General features: G+C 67.9%; 19 protein-coding genes. 8 read left to right on the forward strand and 11 right to left on the reverse strand.

Annotated features, from left to right (window positions below; all coding sequences use genetic code 11):
- Both CSW63_RS08420 and CSW63_RS08425 read right to left on the reverse strand, forming a co-directional pair.
- Entirely contained in the window at positions 1-891 is an 891-nt protein-coding gene (locus tag CSW63_RS08420) for an ROK family protein (protein ID WP_062097981.1), read from the reverse strand.
- Positions 888-1,535, reverse strand: a complete 648-nt coding sequence (locus CSW63_RS08425; protein WP_062097983.1) for a hypothetical protein — start codon at positions 1,533-1,535, stop codon at positions 888-890. Before CSW63_RS08425 ends, CSW63_RS08420 begins: the two co-directional genes overlap by 4 nt.
- Before the next feature lie 121 nt (positions 1,536-1,656).
- Between CSW63_RS08425 and divK the strand changes: the two genes are divergently transcribed.
- The 3 genes from divK (at position 1,657) to CSW63_RS08440 (ending at position 5,167) form a co-directional block, all read left to right on the forward strand.
- Entirely contained in the window at positions 1,657-2,034 is a 378-nt protein-coding gene (gene divK / locus CSW63_RS08430) for a cell-cycle response regulator DivK (protein ID WP_062097996.1), read from the forward strand.
- Entirely contained in the window at positions 2,031-3,395 is a 1,365-nt protein-coding gene (locus tag CSW63_RS08435; RefSeq protein ID WP_062097984.1) for a PleD family two-component system response regulator, read from the forward strand. Before divK ends, CSW63_RS08435 begins: the two co-directional genes overlap by 4 nt.
- A 104-nt stretch (positions 3,396-3,499) precedes the next feature.
- Entirely contained in the window at positions 3,500-5,167 is a 1,668-nt protein-coding gene (locus tag CSW63_RS08440) for an alkaline phosphatase family protein (protein ID WP_137803476.1), read from the forward strand.
- Between the two features lie 113 nt (positions 5,168-5,280).
- Here the strand turns inward: CSW63_RS08440 and rpmG are convergent, their stop codons facing one another.
- The 3 genes from rpmG to CSW63_RS08455 all read right to left on the reverse strand — a co-directional run bounded on the left by rpmG (position 5,281) and on the right by CSW63_RS08455 (position 6,740).
- On the reverse strand, positions 5,281-5,448 hold the full coding sequence (gene rpmG, locus CSW63_RS08445) for a 50S ribosomal protein L33 (protein WP_010920317.1): 168 nt from the start codon (positions 5,446-5,448) through the stop codon (positions 5,281-5,283).
- An 81-nt stretch (positions 5,449-5,529) separates the two neighbouring features.
- Entirely contained in the window at positions 5,530-5,982 is a 453-nt protein-coding gene (locus CSW63_RS08450) for a DUF6265 family protein (protein ID WP_062097988.1), read from the reverse strand.
- A 29-nt stretch (positions 5,983-6,011) separates the two neighbouring features.
- Complete coding sequence (locus CSW63_RS08455; RefSeq protein WP_062097990.1) at positions 6,012-6,740, reverse strand: NUDIX domain-containing protein; 729 nt, start codon at positions 6,738-6,740, stop codon at positions 6,012-6,014.
- Positions 6,741-6,860: 120 nt separating this feature from the next.
- Between CSW63_RS08455 and CSW63_RS08460 the strand changes: the two genes are divergently transcribed.
- Complete coding sequence (locus CSW63_RS08460) at positions 6,861-8,165, forward strand: M20 family metallopeptidase (RefSeq protein ID WP_062097992.1); 1,305 nt, start codon at positions 6,861-6,863, stop codon at positions 8,163-8,165.
- Positions 8,166-8,208: 43 nt separating this feature from the next.
- The gene (locus tag CSW63_RS08465; RefSeq protein WP_062097994.1) at positions 8,209-8,451 is read left to right on the forward strand and encodes a hypothetical protein; all 243 of its coding nucleotides are present in this window, start codon (positions 8,209-8,211) and stop codon (positions 8,449-8,451) included.
- Here CSW63_RS08465 and CSW63_RS08470 read toward each other — a convergent pair.
- Positions 8,423-9,577, reverse strand: a complete 1,155-nt coding sequence (locus CSW63_RS08470; RefSeq protein WP_099504027.1) for a pyridoxal phosphate-dependent aminotransferase — start codon at positions 9,575-9,577, stop codon at positions 8,423-8,425. The genes CSW63_RS08465 and CSW63_RS08470 overlap by 29 nt on opposite strands.
- A gap of 53 nt (positions 9,578-9,630) precedes the next feature.
- Between CSW63_RS08470 and CSW63_RS08475 the strand changes: the two genes are divergently transcribed.
- Positions 9,631-10,626 (forward strand): SGNH/GDSL hydrolase family protein, encoded by a 996-nt coding sequence (locus tag CSW63_RS08475; protein WP_062093601.1) that lies wholly within the window; start codon positions 9,631-9,633, stop codon positions 10,624-10,626.
- A 41-nt stretch (positions 10,627-10,667) separates the two neighbouring features.
- On the opposite strand, the gene rnr is transcribed toward CSW63_RS08475, so the two are convergent.
- From rnr to topA, 3 genes are all read right to left on the reverse strand, one after another.
- The gene (gene rnr / locus CSW63_RS08480) at positions 10,668-12,950 is read right to left on the reverse strand and encodes a ribonuclease R (protein ID WP_062093602.1); all 2,283 of its coding nucleotides are present in this window, start codon (positions 12,948-12,950) and stop codon (positions 10,668-10,670) included.
- A gap of 61 nt (positions 12,951-13,011) precedes the next feature.
- Positions 13,012-13,377 (reverse strand): hypothetical protein, encoded by a 366-nt coding sequence (locus CSW63_RS08485; protein ID WP_082749309.1) that lies wholly within the window; start codon positions 13,375-13,377, stop codon positions 13,012-13,014.
- Between the two features lie 39 nt (positions 13,378-13,416).
- Positions 13,417-16,110: a type I DNA topoisomerase gene (topA, locus tag CSW63_RS08490; RefSeq protein ID WP_062093603.1), complete on the reverse strand. Its 2,694-nt coding sequence runs from the start codon at positions 16,108-16,110 to the stop codon at positions 13,417-13,419.
- Between the two features lie 178 nt (positions 16,111-16,288).
- Here topA and CSW63_RS08495 point away from each other — a divergent pair, with 178 nt between their 5' ends.
- On the forward strand, positions 16,289-16,459 hold the full coding sequence (locus CSW63_RS08495; protein WP_062093605.1) for a hypothetical protein: 171 nt from the start codon (positions 16,289-16,291) through the stop codon (positions 16,457-16,459).
- Here the strand turns inward: CSW63_RS08495 and CSW63_RS08500 are convergent.
- Positions 16,456-17,034 carry a hypothetical protein gene (locus CSW63_RS08500; RefSeq protein ID WP_062093604.1) on the reverse strand — a complete coding sequence of 193 codons (579 nt, stop codon included), beginning with the start codon at positions 17,032-17,034 and terminating at the stop codon, positions 16,456-16,458. The two genes, CSW63_RS08495 and CSW63_RS08500, sit on opposite strands and share 4 nt — an antisense overlap.
- Before the next feature lie 136 nt (positions 17,035-17,170).
- Between CSW63_RS08500 and CSW63_RS08505 the strand changes: the two genes are divergently transcribed.
- Positions 17,171-17,959 (forward strand): hypothetical protein, encoded by a 789-nt coding sequence (locus tag CSW63_RS08505; RefSeq protein ID WP_099503809.1) that lies wholly within the window; start codon positions 17,171-17,173, stop codon positions 17,957-17,959.
- Here the strand turns inward: CSW63_RS08505 and CSW63_RS08510 are convergent.
- A complete protein-coding gene (locus CSW63_RS08510; RefSeq protein WP_062093266.1) occupies positions 17,956-19,158 on the reverse strand; it encodes a methyltransferase in 1,203 nt (400 codons plus the stop codon). The genes CSW63_RS08505 and CSW63_RS08510 overlap by 4 nt on opposite strands.
- Between the last annotated feature and the right edge of the window lie 13 nt (positions 19,159-19,171).

Raw genomic sequence — 19,171 nt, forward strand, 5'->3', positions numbered from 1 at the left:
CTAGGCCTCGGGCGGCCAGAGCCAGACGGCGCCGCGCACGCCGGAGCTGTCGCCGTGGCGGGCCTTGCGGACCGGGGTCTCGAAGACGTCCGAGAACACATGCGGCGCGATCGCGTCCGGCAGGCGTTCATAGAGCGCGTCGACATTCGACATGCCGCCGCCCAGGACGATGACGTCGGGGTCGATCAGGTCGCAGACCACGGCCAGCGCGCGGGCCAGACGGTCGACATAACGGTCCAGCGCCGCTGAGGCGGCGCGGTCTCCAGCGCCGACGGCTTCCATCGCCGCTTGTCCCGTGGCGAAACCGGCGTCTCGGGCGAAGGCAGGGCCGGCGATCCAGGTCTCCAGACAGCCCTTGCGGCCGCACCAGCAGGCGGGACCCGGATACTCTTCGGGCTTGGGCCAGGGCAGGGGTGAGTGGCCCCATTCGCCACCCACGCCGTTGTGGCCCTCGATGATCTTTCCGTCGACCACGACGCCGCCGCCGCAGCCGGTGCCGAGGATGGCGGCGAACACCACGCGGGCGCCTTGACCCGCGCCGTCGGCCGCCTCCGAAAGGGCCAGGCAGTTGGCGTCGTTGGCCAGGCGCACGGGGCGGGCGAGCCGCGTTTCCAGGTCTTCGCCGAACGGGCGGCCGTTCAGATAGGTGCTGTTGGCGTTGCGGATCAGGCCCGTACGGGGCGAGATCGAGCCGGGGATGCCAAGGCCCAGGCGCGCGCAACTGCCGCCCGCCATCGACTCCGCATCCGCGACGAGGCCGGCCACCACTTCCAGGGCGTCGTCGTAGTTCCCCGGATTGGGTTTGCGCACGCGCGCCACGAAGTCGCCGGCCGCGTTGAGCGCGGCGACCTCGATCTTGGTGCCGCCGAAATCGACGCCGAAACGGATCATGAAAACAGGCGCTCCTCGATGGCGATCTTCAACTGCGGCCACTCATCGATGCGGACGTGGCGGTCGGGCGCCGAGGGGGCGAACGGCCGCAAGCGTTCGTCGCTGACCATCTGGAAACGGCCGACCTGGGGGGCCTTTTCCGCCACCGATTCCAGCTGCGGCAAAAGGTCGTCGATGAACACCACAGGTCCGGCGGTGCGCGAGGCCAGTTCCGCGGCCGGCGGGCCCTTGGGGCCGCTGTTGATCACCAGGGGATAGTCGAAGCCGTGGGTTTTCAACCACTTGGCGCGCGCTAGGCGGCCGTGTTCGGGCGCGTTGGTCAGAATCACGACCTGGGCGCGGGTCGACAGGTCGGCCAAGGCGTCGGCCGCGCCATGGGCAGGATCCAGATCATCGGCGCCGTCACGGAAGAAATCGTCGAACAGGGCCTTGCCTGCGATCAGATCCAAGTGTTGGCTTTCGCCGGGGCGATAGATGTTCTGGAACAGGGCGAAACGATCGACGCGAAGCTCGAAGCCGTGACGGGCGACGAACGCGCCAAATCCGCGCATGAACTGCGCCAGGACTTCGTCGACGTCGACGATGACCAGGGGCGCGGCCGGGGAAATGGCGCAAGTCTGCAGGTCGGAGGATCGCGGTTCCATGAGCTCTGGTCGTTGGGTCTAAACGCGATTAGCGCGGGCTTAAGGATATCCGTGCGATCAGGTTCTGGAAGACGGCGCGAATCCCTAGGCGTCGCCACGTGACCGCATGGTCGGGGTAAGGATGACGAAGAAGGTCCTCATCGTGGAGGATAACGAGCTGAACATGAAGCTCTTTCATGATCTGCTCGAAGCCCAGGGTTACGAGACCCTGCAGACCCGCGAGGGTCTGTCGGCGCTGTCTATTGCCCGCGACAACAAGCCAGACCTGATTCTGATGGACATCCAGCTGCCCGAGATCTCGGGCCTGGAAGTCACCAAGTGGCTGAAGGAAGACGACGAGCTGGCCCACATTCCGGTGGTGGCGGTGACCGCCTTCGCCATGAAGGGCGATGAGGAGCGCATCCGCGAGGGCGGCTGCGAGGCCTATATCTCCAAGCCGATCTCGGTCGTGCATTTCCTCGACACCATCAAGCGCCTGCTGGAAAGGCAGCCTGCATGAGCGCCCGGATCCTCGTCGTCGACGACATCGAGGCCAATGTCCGTCTGCTCGAGGCCAAGCTGACGGCCGAGTACTATGAGGTTTCCACGGCGCTGGACGGCCCGACCGCCCTGGCTATGGCGGCGCGGGACCTGCCCGACATCATCCTGTTGGACGTGATGATGCCCGGCATGGACGGCTTCACCGTCTGCCGCAAGCTCAAGGACGATCCGGCCACCCGCCACATCCCGGTGGTGCTGATCACCGCGCTCGACGGGCGCGGCGACCGTATCCAGGGGCTTGAGTCCGGCGCATCGGACTTCCTGACCAAGCCGATCGACGACGTCATGCTGTTCGCCCGCGTGCGCAGCCTGACCCGGTTCAAGCTGGTCATCGACGAGTTGCGCCAGCGCGAGGCCTCGGGCCGGCGCATGGGCGTGATCGCGGGCGCCGCCGCGCGTCTGGACGGCGTGGGCGGTCGGGTGCTGATCGTCGACGACAACGAACGCCAGGCGCAACGCATCGCCGCCGAGCTGGGCGTCGAGCATCGGCCGGTGGTCGAAAGCGACCCAGAAAAGGCCAAGATCAGCGCCGGCGGTCCGGTCGACCTGGTCATCGTCAACGCCGTGGCCAAGGGCTTCGACGGCCTGCGCTTCACCGCCTCCTTGCGGTCGGAGGAGCGGACCCGTCAGCTTCCCGTACTGGCCATGGTGGACCCCGACGACCGCGGCCGGATGGTCAAGGCGCTGGAAATCGGCGTGAACGACATCCTGTCCCGCCCGATCGACCCGCAGGAGCTCTCGGCGCGGGTCAAGACCCAGATCCAGCGCAAGCGCTACACCGACTATCTGCGCAACAATCTGGATCATTCGCTGGAACTGGCGGTGACTGACCAACTGACCGGTTTGCACAATCGTCGCTACATGACCGGCCAGCTGGACTCGCTGGTCAAGCGCGCGTCCCTGGGCGGCGACCCGGTCTCGGCCCTGCTGATCGACATCGATTTCTTCAAGAAGATCAACGACACCTTCGGCCACGACATCGGCGACGAAGTGCTGCGCGAGTTCGCCCTGCGTCTGGCTTCCAACGTCCGCGCCATCGATCTGCCCTGCCGTTTCGGCGGCGAGGAGTTCGTGGTGATCATGCCCGACACGGCCCTGGCCGACGCCCTGCGGATCGCCGAGCGGATCCGGATGCACGTGGCCGGCTCGCCGTTCACGGTGGCGCACGGCAAGGAAATGCTGAACGTCACCATCTCGATCGGCGTCTCGGCGACGGCGGGCGAGGGCGATACGCCTGAGGCCCTGCTCAAGCGCGCTGACGAAGGCGTGTATCAGGCCAAGGCGTCCGGCCGAAACGCGGTGGTCGGCAAGGCCGCCTAGCAGCCGGCGCTTACCCTTTTTTTGCGCCGCAAACCCTTAGAACCTTGCGTCCTCGTAGGCTTCGCGCGAAATCGCTTGCTATGAAGAAGATGCTTACCTGCGGCGTGATCGCCGCCGCCGTCTCCGTCGGCTTCGCAGCTCAGGCCCAGTCGGCCAAGCCCGCGCCGAAGCTGGTGGTCGTTATCTCGATCGACCAGTTCAGCGCCAATCTCTACGCCCAGCACCGGGCCGAGTTCACCGGCGGGCTGAAGCAGTTGAGCGGCGGGATCGTCTACCCGAACGGCTACCAGTCGCACGCCTTCACCGAGACGTGTCCGGGCCACTCGACGCTGCTGACGGGCAAGCATCCCAACAAGACCGGCATCAGCGCCAACGACTGGTACGACAAGACCACGGGCAAGACTGTCTACTGCCTGGCCGATCCCAGCGTGACGCTGGCCGATGACCCCAAGGGCCGTGCGGTCTCGCCAGCCAACATGGTGGCGACCACCTATGGCGACTGGTTGAAGGCCGTGTCGCCCAAGAGCCGCGTATTCGGCGTCTCGGGCAAGGATCGCGGCGCGATCACCATGTCGGGCCATGTCGCTGACGGGCAGTTCTGGTACCAGCCCGGCTTTGGCTTCACCACCTATGTCCGTCCGGGGCAGACGGCTGAAGAGCGCCTGAAGCCTGTCGCGGCGTTCAACGCCAAGCTGGCGGCGGACCTCAAGAAGCAGCCGTTCGTCTGGGACTACGCCCGCAGCCCGCTGGACGCGGTGTCCGGCGGCGGTTCGGCCAAGCGGTGCAAGGCCCTGGAGGCCGACTACGAGACGGGCGGGCGCAAGTGGCGCGCGGCGCTGCCGATCCCGGCGGCGACGAACGAGGCCGACAAGCGCCGCGACCTCTATGCAAGTCCGTACACGGATCAAGTGACTCTGGAGTTGGCGACCGCCCTGCGTGAGGCTTATGGCCTGGGCGATGGCCCCCAGATCGACGTCCTGACCATCAGCCTCTCGGCGACCGACTTCATCGGTCACCGCTATGGCACGCGCGGACCGGAGATGTGCGACCAGATCGCTCGCCTCGACGACCGCCTGGGTGTCTTCCTCAAGAGCCTGGAGAAGGTGAAGGGCGGCGTGCTGGTCGCGCTCAGCGCTGATCACGGCGGCGCCGACATGGCCGAGCGCCTGCATGACGAGGGCTATGACTACGAGCGCGTGATCGGCAAGCCCTGGATCGCCAAGCTGAACTCCCAGGTCCGCGCGCAGTTGGGCCTGTCGTGGGACCCGCTGAACGCCGAAGGGGGGCTGGACCAGATCTATGTTGTCGGGCCCGACCGCAAGGCGGTGTCCGATGTCGAGCGCGCGCGCATTACCGCCGCCGCCCTGCCTCTGATCAACAGCGATCCTGCCGTCGCGGGCGCGTTTGACTCCAATGCCATCTTCACGCTCGACCCCGCGCCCACCGACGCCTCTCCCGAGGAGCTGTCACTGGCCGAACGCCTGCGTCGCAGCGCCTATCCGGGCCGGGTCGGCGACATCCTGGTGGCCTTCCGCCCCGACCGTGTGCCGGCGACCGCCGGGCCCACCTATGTGTCGACCCACGGCAGCCCCTGGGACTACGACCGCCGTGTGCCGATCCTGTTCTGGTGGAAGGGCGCTGCGCCTCACGAGCGCGTGCTGCCGCTGGACACGGTGGACATCGCCCCGACGCTCGCCGCCGTCACCGGCGTCAAGCCGCCGGCTGATATCGATGGCAAGTGTCGCTCGCTGGTCTACGGCCAAGGCTGCTAAGCGCCTTAGACTCCAGCGCCTTCGAAAGGGGGCGCTGGGGGTAGACGTTGGCAAAATAAAACGCCCGGCTATCGCTAGCCGGGCGTTTCGATGTCGTAGCGCTGAAAGCGATCTTACTTGATCTTGCCTTCGCGGAATTCGACGTGCTTGCGGATGACCGGGTCGTACTTCTTCAGCACCATCTTCTCGGTCTTGGTGCGGGCGTTCTTCTTGGTGACGTAGAAGAAGCCGGTGTCCGCCGTCGAGTTCAGGCGGATCTTGATGGAAGCCGGTTTGGCCATGGTCGAATCCCTGCGGTGGTCGCGCAGGTTCCCGCGCGTTGGAAATGAGAGGCGCGGAACATACTCATCGGCGGCTCAAAGTCAATTGCCGGCGGGACACCGCTTGTAAGGAAAGTCGGCCGAGCGCTCCTGACCGTTCACCGAGCCCTCGATGCGGGCCACCAGCGTGTCCTTGTCGGCCAGCCGGTAGAGAATCCGCTGCGGGAAATCGTTCTTGGGGTTCTCGAAGGTCACGGCATTTGCGGTCAGATCCTTCACGGCGAACGCGGTCTCGGCCTGACCAGACGGAATCACCACGTAGCGCAGCGTCCCGTCGTCGCCTGGGACGATGCGCATGAATTCGTACTCGCGCAGCTTGCCGTCGCGCACGCTGCGGCTCATGCCGATCATCGCGCCGCCGGCCGGCGCCAGCCACTGTTCCTCAATCTTCGTGCCGTTCGGGCGGACCAGCGTCCAGCAGCCGCCGAGAAAGCCCAGCTTGTTGATGTCGCTGGGCGCAGCCACGACGCTCAGAGCCATGAGGGCGGCGATCATACGGAACCTCCCGATCAGCGCCCGTGCCGCTAGAGGTGGGTCAGATGGCGCTTGCCGTTCAGGAAGCGCATGAACGGCGCCGGCCGTCCAGTCTCCGCCAGCCGCTGGCCGATCTCATGGACGACGAAGCGGGTGATGTTGGGCAGGTCCAGGGCCATGGCTTCCTGGAAGTCGACCCAGGCGATCTCGTCCAGCTCGCCGCAGTCGGGCCGGCGGTCCAGAGACAGCAGCGACTCGGCCGAGGCCATGAAGAAACGCGCGTCGAACCGGCGGGGGCGATAGGGCGGGGTGATCGCCCGGGCCACGAAGCTGAGCGGCGCCAGGTCGGGCAGGGCGCCTTGGGCCAGGAACGGCCGCCAGGGACCGGCGCCCGGACGCTCCGGCGCGGGCTTGGCCAGGAGCAGCCCGGTCTCTTCGAAGGTCTCGCGCACGGCCGCCAGCGCCAGGGCGCGAGCCAGGCGCGTGGGCTTGGGGTGACGGGGCTCCAGTTCAAGCCGCGCCGTCACGCCGGCGTCGAGTTCGGTGGCGCTGGGGGCGTCATAGTCGGTGCGGTCCACCCGTCCGCCCGGAAACACCCACTTGTCGGGCATGAAGGCGTGGCCGCGGTTGCGGCGGCCCATCAAAAGGCGCGGCTGGGGACCGTCGGTGCGGACGATGATCAGGGTGGCCGCATGGCGCGGTTTTATGGCCACGCCGGTCTCGCGCGTCGCGCCGTCGTTGATGGTGTCGAATTTGGCGTCGATCGGCGGCAGGTTCATGGGCTCACGTTAGTCCCATCCGCGCGCCTGCATAGAGCGACGTGGCGTCAAGGCAGCTTGCGCTTGACCCCTCGTGGCGACGCGTCCCAATCTCGCGCCGCTTTTGCTGGAGGGGTTGTGATGATCGGACGGGTTTCGACGCTGGCGCTGGTCGCCGGCTTGGCGATGAGCGCGCCGGCGATGGCCGCGCCGTCCGCCGCCAAGGTCCAGGCGGCCGCCAAGGCGGTCCAGCCCAAGGTCGTCGCCTGGCGGCGCGACATCCACGAGAACCCCGAACTGGGCAACCAGGAGGTCCGCACGGCCGCCCTGATCGCCAAGGAGCTCCGGGCGCTGGGCATCGAGGTGCGCGAGAACGTCGGCAAGACCGGCGTCGTGGGGGTCTTGAAGGGCGGCAAGCCCGGCAAGGTCGTGGCCCTGCGCGCCGACATGGACGCCCTGCCGGTCGAGGAGAAGACCGGCCTGCCGTTCGCCTCCAAGGTCAAGGCCACCTGGGAAGGCCGCACGGTGCCGGTGATGCACGCCTGCGGTCACGACACGCACGTGGCCATGCTGCTGGGCGCGGCCACCGTGCTGGCCGGCATGAAGCAGGACATCAAGGGGACCGTCGTCTTCCTGTTCCAGCCGGCGGAAGAAGGCCCGCAGGCCGGCGAGGAGGGCGGCGCCAAGCTGATGATCCGCGACGGCGCGCTGGACAATCCCAAGGTCGACGCGGTGTTTGGCCTGCACATCGGCCCCGGCGACGCCCACGAACTGAACTACCGCCCCGAGGGCTTCTACGCCTCGTCTGACCGCATCACGATCACGGTCAAGGGCCGCCAGACCCATGGCGCCCGGCCCTGGGCGGGCGTCGACATGGCCAGCGTCGCCGCCGACATTATCCAGGCCACCAACCAGATCGCCGCGCGCCAGGTCGACGTCGGCGCCTCGCCGTCGGTGCTGACCATCGCCACCATCAATATGGGCTTCCGCCAGAACATCATCCCCGAGGACCTGAAAATGGAGGGGACCATGCGGACCTTCTCCAAGGCCCGCCGCGAGGACCTGATCGCCCGGATGCAGAAGTCGGTGGCCGCCATCGGCGACCGCTACGGCGCCAAGGCCGAGGTGGTGTTCACCCAGCCCTATCCTGTCACGTACAATGACCCGGCCCTGTCGAAGTGGGTGAAGGCGACGCTTGAAAAGGCCTCGCCGGGCAAGGTCGACGACAACGCCGCCCTGGTCACCGGCGCCGAGGACTTCTCCATGTACGCCGAGAAGGTTCCGGGCGTGTTCATCCAACTGGGCGGCCGCAAGGCCGATGTGCCAGCCGCGACCGCGCCGGCCAACCACTCGCCCTATTTCGACGTCGACGAGGCGGTGTTCGAGACGGGTGTGAAGGCCGAGGTGCTGATGGCGCTGGATTATCTCGACCAGAAACAGAAATGACGGCGGCGGCGCTTCGGCGCCCCCAATGGTCATGGAGTGAACCGTGCTTGCGCAAATCCTTCAACTGACGCCGACGTTCATCGTTGGCCTGATCTATGCCGCCATCGTGTACGTCGTGGCGCGCAAACGCGGCCTCAACCCTTGGGGCTGGACCCTGGGAGCGCTAATCCCGGTGTTCGGGATCATTGTCTCGGCGGTGTTCATGCTGCTGACGTTCTTGTCGATGCTGGATCGCCTGAACGCCCTCGAAGGCAAGGCTAAGCCGTCGGAACCGGCCGAGGCTTGAGCGCCGCGAACCAGGGCGTGATCCGGCGCAGGGCCTCTTCGACCTCGGCCGTCGAGACCGCGAAGCTGAAGCGGATGAAGTGCTTGCCCTCGACAGGGTCGAAGTCGACGCCGGGCGCGGTGGCGACGCCGGTGTCCTTCAAGAGCTGCTCGCAGAAGGCCAGCGAGTCGCCGGTCAGGTGTGCGATGTTGGCCCAGATGTAGAACGCGCCGTCGGGCGGGGCGATTTCCTTCAGGCCCAGGGCGGGCAGGGCCTCCAGCATCAACTGGCGATTGGCGCGATAGACGGCGATGTGGCCTTCCAGCTCGTCGATGCAGTCCATGGCGGCCAGGCCTGCATGCTGGGAGAGCGATGGGGCGGTCAGGAACAGGTTGCCGACATAGGCCCGGGCGCGCTCCAGATCCTCGCCGGCCGGCGTCAGCAGCCAGCCCAGCCGCCAGCCGGCCATGCTGAAGTACTTGCTGAAGCTGTTGACGATCAGGGCGTCGGGCGCGAACTCCAGCATCGAGGGCGTGCGGCCGGTGTAGCTGAGCCCGTGATAGATCTCGTCGCTGATGATCCGAATGCCGCGCTCGCCGCAGACCTTGGCGATCGCCTCCAGTTCGGCGGGCGCGATGATGGTGCCGGTCGGGTTGGCCGGGCTGGCGACGATGACGCCAGCGGGCGCGGGATCCAGCGCCGCCAGGTGCTGGGCCGTCAGCTGGAACCGGTGTTCAGGCCCGCAGGCGATCTCCACCGGCTCAAGGTGCAGGGCCTTCAGGGTGTTGCGATAGGCGACATAGCCGGGGCGGGCCAGGGCGATGCGATCGTCCGGCTTGAACACGCTCGACAGCGCCAGCACCAGCGCCGGCGAGGCGCCGCAGGTCAGGATGACCCGTTCAGGCTCGACGGTGACGCCGTAGAGCGTCTGATAGCGCTGGGCGATCTTCTCGCGTAGCAGCGGGCTCTCCCAGTAGCCCATGGCTTCCTGGTCGAGAATCTCGTGAGCCTTGGCCAACGCCTTGCTCGGCGCGCCCGTCGAGGGCTGCCCGAACTCCATGTGGATGATCGATCGGCCTCCCATCTTCAGCTGGTGGGCCAGGCGGCTGATGGCGATGGCGTGGAAGGGTTCGATCTCGGCGCGCATGGCGACTGCATAGCTAGGTTTGACGCGGCGCGCATCCCGCATGAGAAGAGGACATGCTCGCCCTTATTCTCGCCGCCGCCCTTGTCCAGACCCCCTTGCCGCTGAACATCGGCGGCCGCGTCGCGCCCGCGCCGGGCGGCGCCCACGACTTCGGCTGGCCCGGGGTCTATTTCGAAGGCCGCTTCATCGGTCCATCCGTCGAGATCGCGGTCGATACCGGCGAAGAGCATGTGGCCGTCAGCATCGACGGTGTCCGCAAGGCCGAGCTGACCAAGTCGGGCCAGATCCGCCTGAAGCTGGACCGCTTGGGGCCGGGCGAACACGTCGTGCGGCTGGACAAACTGACCGAGAGCCAGTCGGGATCGTCGCGTTTCCAGGGCTTCTTCGTCGGCGAAGGCGGCAAGGCGCTACCGGCGCAGGCCCGACCGCGCCGGATCGAGTTCATCGGCGACTCGCACACTGTGGGCTACGGCGTACGCTCGGCCAGTCGCGACTGCACGCAGCAGCAGGTCCACGACCTGACCGACACCAGCCTGGCGCTCGGGCCGATCCTGGCCCGGCGACTGGACGCGGACTACCGCATCGAGGCGTTCTCTGGACGCGGCGTCGTGCGAAACTACAACGGCTTGGCGCCCGGCGAGCCGCTGCCGGTCCTGTTGCCGCGCCTGATCCCCGGCCAGGACCAGCCGCGCGTCGCCGCCGATGACGGCTGGAGCCCCGACCTGCTGGTGATCGGCCTGGGGACCAACGACTTCTCGACGCCGCTCAAGCCTGACGAGCCCTGGGCCGACGAGGCCGCGCTGCGCAAGGACTACCGCGACCGCTATGTGGCCTTCATCGAGGGGCTGAAGGCCAACCGGCCCAAGGCCAAGGTCTTCCTGATCGCCGGAGACACCTTCGCCGAGGATGTCGCCGAGGTCGCCGACCGCACCGGGGCCAAGGCCGTGCGGATCACGGGCATGGACCGCAGCGCCTGCCACGGGCATCCGTCGGTGGCGGACCAGATCATGATGGCCGACCGGCTCGAGGCGGCGATCACGGCGAAGTAGTTCCTCCCCCGCATCGCGGGGGAGCATCTAGTGTCTCCGGGCTACCGCCGCTTCCCGCGCCGCACGCCCTTGGGCAGGCCGCCGCGTGGCTTCACCGCCGCCTGGCGACGCGCCCCAAGCCGAGGCCGAGGCATCTTGGGGTCGGGCGGCAGCGGGTCGCTGAGCATTTCGAACAGCAGACCGCCCGTGACAGGCGTGGCCTCGACCAGCTTGACCTCGACACCCATGCCCAGCGGCCAGCGCTTGCCGGTCCGTTCGCCGACCAGGGCGTGCATCTTGTCGTCGTGGACGAAGAACTCCTGGCCGAGGCTCGAGACCGGCACGAGGCCGTCGGCGCCGGTGTCGGCCAGCTTGATGAACAGGCCGAAGCGGGTGACGCCGGTGATCCGGCCCTCGAAGGTCGCGCCCACCCGGTCGGCCAAGAAGGCGGCGATGTAGCGGTCTGTGGCGTCGCGCTCGGCGGCCATCGCCCGACGCTCGGCGTGGGTGATGACCTCGGCGGTGTCCTTGATCTGGGCGATGTCCTGGTCGGTCAGGCCATCGGTCCCGAGGCCCAGGGCTCGGATCAGACCCCGGTGCACGATCAGGTCGGCATAGCGGCGGATCGGGCTGGTGAAGTGGGCGTACTTGGCCAGGTTCAGGCCGAAGTGACCGATGTTGTCGGCGCTGTAGTGGGCCTGCATCTGGGTGCGCAGGACCACCTCGTTGATGATCGCCGCGTTCGGGCTCTCGCGGGTTTCGTCCAAGAGCTTGTTGAACCGCGAGGTCTGCGGCGCCTCGCCCTTGCTCCAGCGGATTTCCAGAGTCTGCAGGAAGTCGGCGAGGTTCTGCACCTTCTCCAGACTGGGCGTATCGTGGACCCGGTAGATCAGGGGCGAACGCTTGGCCTCAAGGCTTTCGGCGGCGCAGACATTGGCCTGCACCATCATCTCCTCGATCAGCTTGTGGGCCTCAAGGGAGGCGCGTTTGGTGATCGAGGTGATCTCGCCGCCCTTGATGATGATCCGGCGCTCGTCGCTCTCGATGGCCAGCGGCGAGCGGGCGTCGCGGCCGATCTTCATCGTCCGGTAGGCGTCCCACAGGGGCTTGAGGATCGGTTCTAGCAGCGGACCGGCCTTGTCGTCCGGTTGGCCGTCGATCGCGGCCTGGGCTTGCTCGTACGAGAGCTTGGCGGCCGAGCGCATCAGGCCGCGCACGAACCTGTGGCCCTTCTTGCGGCCCGACTTGTCGAACACCATCCGGACGGCCAGCGTAGCGCGGTTCTCGCTCTCGCGCAGTGAGCACAGGCCGTTCGAGAGGGTCTCGGGCAGCATCGGCTCGACGCGATCAGGGAAGTAGACGCTGTTGCCTTTCTCGCGGGCGTCGCGATCCAAGGCCGAGCCGGGCCGGACGTAAGCCGCGACATCGGCGATGGCGACCCAGACGACAAAGCCGCCCTTGTTGGTCTCGTCGTCGTCGGGATGGGCGTAGACGGCGTCGTCGTGGTCGCGGGCGTCCACCGGGTCGATGGTCACGAACGGCAGATCGCGCAGGTCTTCGCGGCCCGCCAGGGTCGGCTCGACGGCGGTCTTGGCCTCGGCTTCGGCGGCTTCGGAGAAGCCGGTCGGGATGCCGTGGCTGTGGATGGCGATCAGCGAGGCCGCGCGCGGGTCGTTCTCGGTGCCGACCACCTCCAGCACCTTGCCGGGCTTGGGACCATAGCGGCCGCCGTGCGTGCCCACCTGGGCCAGGACAAGGTCGCCGTCCTTGTATTCGTGGGCCACGCTGGGATCGAGAACCAGGCTTTCCTTGGACTTGCGATCCACCGGCTCGACGCGGACTTCGCGGCGGTGTTTGCGGATGACGCCCAGGATCTTGTGGGCGCTTTGGCCCAGCTTCTTGATCAGCTTGGCCTCGAATTCGCCGGTCTCCAGCCGCTCGAAACGGACGAGTAGGCGGTCGCCGAGGCCCGGCGCGCCGGCGGCGGCCTCGCCCTTGCCGGGCGCGAGGCGGACATTGGGCACGTCGTCGTCGGACTTGGTCAGCTTCACATAGAGCTCGCCGTCGCCGTCGCGCTCGACCACATCGGCCACACCGACGGGCGGCAAGGAGCCGGCTTCGGCGAAGCCCTTGCGGCCGCGCTTGGCCAGCGCGCCTTGGGCTTCCAGCTCGCGGATCATCTCACGCAAGGCCCGGCGGTCGGCGCCCTTGAGGCCGAAGTGCCGGGCGATGTCGGCCTTGCCGGTCTCGCCCGCGTCGCGCAGGAACGCCAGCAGCGTCTCGCGGTCGGGCAGGCCAGCCGGCGGCTTGGGCTTGAAAGTCTTTGTCGGGCGAAGTTTAGCCATGTCCTGCCTTAACGCGTTCGGCGGACTTAGGGAAACGCGGGGTGGGCGTCTTGGTCCTGCCTCAGTACAGATCCTCGATCGACTTCGGCGCCTGAGGCTCGGCGGGCTTGGGTTCAGCGGCCGGTGCGGGCGCGGTCGGCGGCGCTTCGACCACCGGGGCGGGGGGCGGGGCTTCCTGCTCGACGGTCTTGACCTCGACGGCCTTGGGCTTGGGCGTCTCGACCGGCGGCGGCTCGTAGGCGAAGGCGGGGGCGGCGTCCTTGACGGGCGTGCCCGACACCTCGGCCAGCGGGGCTTGGGAGGTCACGGAGCCGCCGCGATCCAGTTTCATCGCGTTGGTCAGGCCCATGGCGAAGCCGCCGATGCAGCACAGCGCCAAGGCCACAAGCACCACTTGCAGCGGCAGGGGACGTTCCAAGGTCGTCATGGGCGAAGTCTACTCCCGTCCCTTAGCCCTGAACAGCCTTCAGCCCTCGTCGTCCCAAGGCGCGTCGCCATCATCGGACGCGGCGGCTGCCTTGGACTTCGGCGCAGCTTTCTTGGCGGCCGGCTTCTTCGCGGCAGGCTTCTTCGCCGCCGTCTTCTTGGCCGGCGCGTCGCTTTCCGCCTTTGCCTTGGACTTCGAAGCCGCCGCCTTCTTGGCGGGCTTCTTAGCCCCGCCCTTGGCCGCGCGTTCGGCGATCAGGGCCAGCGCCTCTTCCAAGGTGATCGCGGCCGGGTCCTTGCCCTTGGGCACATTGGCGTTGGTGTCGCCGTGCTTGATGTAGGGGCCAAAGCGGCCCGACAGCACGCGGATCGGCTTGCCGTCCTCGGGGTGATTGCCCAGTTCGGCCAGGGCCGCCGCCGCCGCGCGCTGGGGACGCCCGCCGCCTGCGCGCTTGTCGGCCAGGATGGCCACGGCGCGGTTCAAGCCCACGTCGAACACCTCGTCGGCGTTCTCCAGATTGGCGTAGGTGCCGTCGTGCAGCACGAACGGCCCAAACCGTCCCAGGCCCGCCGTGATCGGCTTGCCGTCGTCCGGGTGCTTGCCCACCTCGCGCGGCAGCGAGAGCAGGCGCAGGGCCTTCTCGAGATCCATGGCCGAGGCGATCCAGCCCTTGGGCAGGGACGAGCGCTTGGGCTTGTCGCCGCTGCCCTCTGCCGCCAGCTCCTCGACATAGGGACCAAAGCGCCCGTTCTTCAGCCAGACCGCCAGGCCCGTGGCCGGGTTGAGGCCCAGCTGCTTGTCGGCGCTCTCGGCGTCGCCTTCGCCTTCGGACACGCCCAACTGGCGCGTATAACGGCACTCCGGATAGTTCGAGCAGCCGATGAAGGCCCCGAACTTGCCGGTCTTCAGCGACAGTTGCCCCGAGCCGCAGGTCGGGCACAGGCGCGGGTTCGAGCCATCGCCCTTGTCGGGGAAGATGTGCGGGCCCAGCGCCTCGTTCAGGGCGTCCAGGACGTTGGTCGTGCGCAGCTCGGCGATCTCGCCGACGGCGGCGTGGAAGTCCTTCCAGAAGTCGCGGAGGAACTGTTTCCAATCCAGCTTCCCGTCCGAAACGAGGTCGAGTTGCTCTTCGAGCGCGGCCGTGAAGTCGTACTCGACATAGCGCTTGAAGAACTGCTCCAGGAACGCGGTGACCAGGCGCCCCTTGTCCTCGGGGATGAAGCGCTGCTTCTCCATGCGGACATATTCGCGGTCGCGCAGCACACCCAGCACCGAGGCGTAGGTCGACGGACGGCCGATGCCCAGCTCTTCCATCTTCTTGACGAGGCTGGCTTCGGAGTAGCGCGGCGGCGGTTCGGTGAAGTGCTGGTCGGCGCGGCTTTCGATGACCTTGGCCGCCGCGCCCTCGGTGATGGCGGGCAGGCGGGCGCTGTCCTCGTCGCCCTCGTCGTCGCGGCCTTCTTCATAGACCGCCAGATAGCCGGGGAACTGCACCACCTGGCCGGTGGCGCGCAGGCCGGTCTGGCCGTCGGCGCTGGTCAGGTCGACGGTCGTGCGCTCGATACGGGCGCTTTCCATCTGCGAGGCGATGGTGCGCTTCCAGATCAGCTCGTACAGGCGGCCCAGCTCTGGCTCCAGGCGCAGCGAGCCGGGATTGCGGGCCAGGCTGGTCGGGCGGATGGCTTCGTGAGCCTCCTGGGCGTTCTTGGCCTTGGACTTGTACATCCGCGGGGAGTCCGGGACGTACGCCTTGCCATAGACCGAGCCGATGACGTCGCGGGCCTCGAAGATGGCTTCGGGCGCCATCGAGACGCCGTCGGTCCGCATATAGGTGATCAGACCCACCGTCTCGCCGCCGATGTCGACGCCCTCGTACAGCTTCTGGGCGGCCTGCATCGTGCGCTGGGCCGAGAAGCCCAGCTTGCGGGCGGCTTCCTGCTGCAGGGTCGAGGTGGTGAAGGGCGGGGCGGGCGAGCGCTTACCGGGCTTCTTCTCGACGGCCTCGACCTTGAACACGGCGGCCTCGACGGCCGCCTTGGCGGCCAGGGCCGAGGCTTCGTTGCCCAGGTCGAACTTGGTGAGCTTCTTGCCCTCGTGCTTGACCAGACGCGCCAGGAACGGGTCGGACCCTGCCGAGACGTCGGCGTCGACGGTCCAGTATTCCTGGGTCCGGAAGCGCTCGATCTCCAGCTCGCGATCGACGACCAGGCGCAGGGCCACCGACTGCACGCGACCGGCCGAGCGGCTGCCCGGCAGCTTGCGCCACAGCACGGGCGAGAGCGTAAAGCCGACCAGATAGTCGAGGGCGCGGCGGGCGAGGTAGGCCTCGACCAGCTCCATGTCAAGATCGCGCGGGGCCTTCATGGCCTCGGTCACGGCGGTCTTGGTGATGGCGTTGAAGGTGACGCGTTGGACGGTCTTGTCCTTCAGCGCCTTCTTCTTGTTGAGCACTTCCAGGACGTGCCAGCTGATCGCCTCGCCTTCGCGATCCGGGTCGGTGGCCAGGATCAGGCGGTCGGCCTTCTTCATGGCGTCGACGATGTCGCTGACGCGCTTGGAGGCTTTGGCGTCGACCTCCCAGCTCATGGCGAAGTCGTTGTCCGGCTCGACCGAGCCGTCCTTCGACGGCAGGTCGCGGATGTGACCGTACGAGGCGAGAACCGTGTAGTCGGACCCGAGATACTTGTTGATGGTCTTGGCCTTGGCCGGGCTCTCGACGACGACGACGTTCATTCTGACTCTTGTTCAGGAAAAAGAGATCGCCCTGCAGGCGAGCGGCGCGAAAGTGGGGGCTTCACTAGGGGTCTGTCAACGAAGGACCCGGAAAACAGTCAGGCTTTGGTGTCCGGTAGGCGCTTGTTAAGCCCCTTGCGCGACACTGACGTGGCAAGTTCCACCTGTGCTGACCCCGATGGACCTGACCGTCAACCGGATCGCCACCGAGGCCTATGTCTCGCCGATCCGCCCGATCAAGCCCGTGACCTCCAACGCCGAACGCGCGGAAATCGCCGACCGGCTGAAAGAAGCCGTGCGCGCCGCGCCGGCGGCGGGGACGGGGTTGTTGGTGGATCTGAGCGTTTAGAGCGGTCGACCGCGCAGGGCTTCGCAAGACGCGGGCCCTTCTCCTTCTTTAGAGAAACCCAGTGCCCGGACTTCGCGATGAAGGAACGGCGGTAGGGACCATTCGCGATGAACCCGCAAGGTGTATCCGCCGCTGGGACCGCCCCCCTCGGTTCTGACGCAGGTCAGTCCAGGAGCTAGGGACGTGGTGTTCGCCTGAGCCTCGAACTCGCCAACCGTAAACCGCAGGCCTAGCGCGCCAATCGTACCCAGGAAGTAGCCGAAGGCGACAGGGATCAGCGCTGCGGCAAGGACAATTCGCTTGGCAACGGAGGAAAGGCGCATGGCGCTGAGCGAAAGCACCAAGAGGACATAGGCCCCATAGGCGATGGCCAGCACGACGATGTTCGCGGTCAGGGAGACGAACCGCACGCCGAACGCCGCCGACAGGATCACCAGTCCAATTCCGGCGCCCAGAAACCACATCATGGCCCTGCGACGCTCTGTTGAGAGGCGGTCTCTTGCAGCGAGATGCAGCCCCACGGCCACGACGGGCGCGCCGAGCAACAAAACCCAGGCCAGGATCGCGGGGCTCATGCTGAATGCTCCTTGGTTGCTACCTTGAATTGATTGTTACGTTTGGCAAGCTCGACCATTCGCCCCTTTCCTGACGCGGAAGCGTGGTGGCTTCGCCGCCTGAGCCAACACAGGGGCTCGTGGCTTGGCGAGCTGGATGACGCACTGGAGGCGACGCGGGGGTAAGGGCTTGGCGGTGGTCGCTAGCGTCTGCGCGCATCTCGCCGCCTTGACCCTGCTCTTGAGGGTTCAGCCGTCGCCGCCAACCCCTTCTGGGACTCCGCCCGTGGTCGTATCGCTGGTCGAGCCACCACCGCCTCCGCCTCCGCCGCCACCGCCGCCACCGCCCGCGCCGCATGACGCACCCAAGTCGCCGGTGAAGGCGCCTCATAAGCCGCCGTCGCCGGAAAAACCCAAGGACACCGCCCGAGCCGCGCCGCGCTCGCCGCTGCGGGTGACCAAGGCGCCGGTCCCCAAGGACGTGATCCCGCTGCCGGCCAGCCCGAAGCCGGCGCCGTCGCGCGTCATGGGCCTGGGCGAGGCCGAGCTGATGGGCGCGGCGACCGCCGGCTCAGGATCTGGCGGCGGCGGGGGCGGGGCGGGCTGCGACATGGTCCGGCTGCTGCAGGAGGGTCTGCGCAAGAACCCGCGCGCCCGGGCCTCGCTGATGCGGGCCCACGCCGCCACCGTCGGCGCCGGGCGCGCGCCGCTGGTCTGGAACGGCGACTGGCTTCGCACCGACGGCGAGGAAGGCGACGGCCTGTCGGGTTTGCGCGAGATGATCATGCTGGAGGTCGCCTTCGCCCCGGCCGCCTGCCGCGCCGAGCCGATGCGCGGGCTGGTGCTGATCTCGCTTAACGACGGCCCCGGCGCGGCCCGCTTCGCCCTGGGCGGCGGCCACTGGCGGTGGTCGGACCTGCTGTTCGCCAAGGGCGCGCGACGTTAGGGGCGGGTCTTCCGCAGCACGTAGAGCCCGCCTGGGATCGCAGCGTCGGCCTGCCGCCGCAGCGGCGTCTGGAGATGCTGGATCACCTCCAGCCCGGCGCCCGCGCCAGCCGCGCGAACATAATCGTCGCCGTGCGCGTAGCGCGCCGAGGGCAGCAGTCGCCACCCCGTCTGGCCCTGCTCGACGCTGAAGGCCAGCAGGCCATCGTCGCTGAGCGCTTCAGCCGAGGCGGCCAGGATATCGCCCAGGTCGCCGAGGTAGCTGAACACGTCGGCGGCGACGATCAGGTCGAAGCGTTCGGTGGTCTCGCGCAGGAAGGCGACGGCCTCGGCGTGGACCAGCGCGTCATAGCCGCCGCGTTCGGCCGCCTTGGCCAGCATGGCGGTGGAAAGGTCGACACCGGTCAGGCGGGCGACGGCGGCTCGGAAGGGCGGACCCGCCAGGCCCGTGCCGCAGCCGAGGTCCAGCATGTGCTTGAACCGGCGCTCGGCGACGCCGACCATCTCGGCCAGGATCGCCGGGGCCTGGTACTCGAGGTTCTCCACCAGCTGGTGGTCGAAGCGCTCGGCGAAGGCGTCGAACAGCGCTTCGACATAGGCGGGCGGGGCGCGGTCGATCTCGGGATCGGTCAGCACCCGCAGCTCGTGGGCCTGGACCGCGTCGCCCGGCGTGCGGGCCTCCAGCCATCGGCCGAGCTTGCGCGCGGCGTCCAGGCGCTCAAAGGCCACGAGGGCCGAGAAGCCTTCGCGCGCCACGGTGTCGAGATCCTCGGCCACCGGCCCGGCGATCCGGCCATAGAGCGCCAGGGCGTTGTCGGCGTCAGCGCCGTCCAGCGCGGCGTAGGCGGCCGAGCGGGCCCAGGTCAGGCGCGCGCCATCGTGGAAGCCGTCCTCGGCTTCCATAGCCGCGAACGTCTCGGCCGCCTGCGCGAATGCGCCGGTCATGTAGAGCGCCTGGGCCAGGCAGAGAAAGCGGACGGGCTCAGCCCCCGGCTGAGCGGCGCCGCCTTGCAGGGGCGCCACCGCTTCGGTGAAGCGTCGCAGCCCCATCAGGGTCAGCCCCAGGCCAAAGAGCGCTTCGCCCTCATGCGGCAGGACCGTCAGCACGGCGCGGAAGCCGGCCTCGGCCTCGTCCAACCGTCCCTGGCCATGGGCTTGAACCGCCTCGTCGAAGGTCCGCTGCAGGGTTTCGGCGTCCACGAATCTCTCCGGT

Source organism: Caulobacter sp. FWC26 (genome assembly GCF_002742645.2).
GTDB lineage: Bacteria > Pseudomonadota > Alphaproteobacteria > Caulobacterales > Caulobacteraceae > Caulobacter.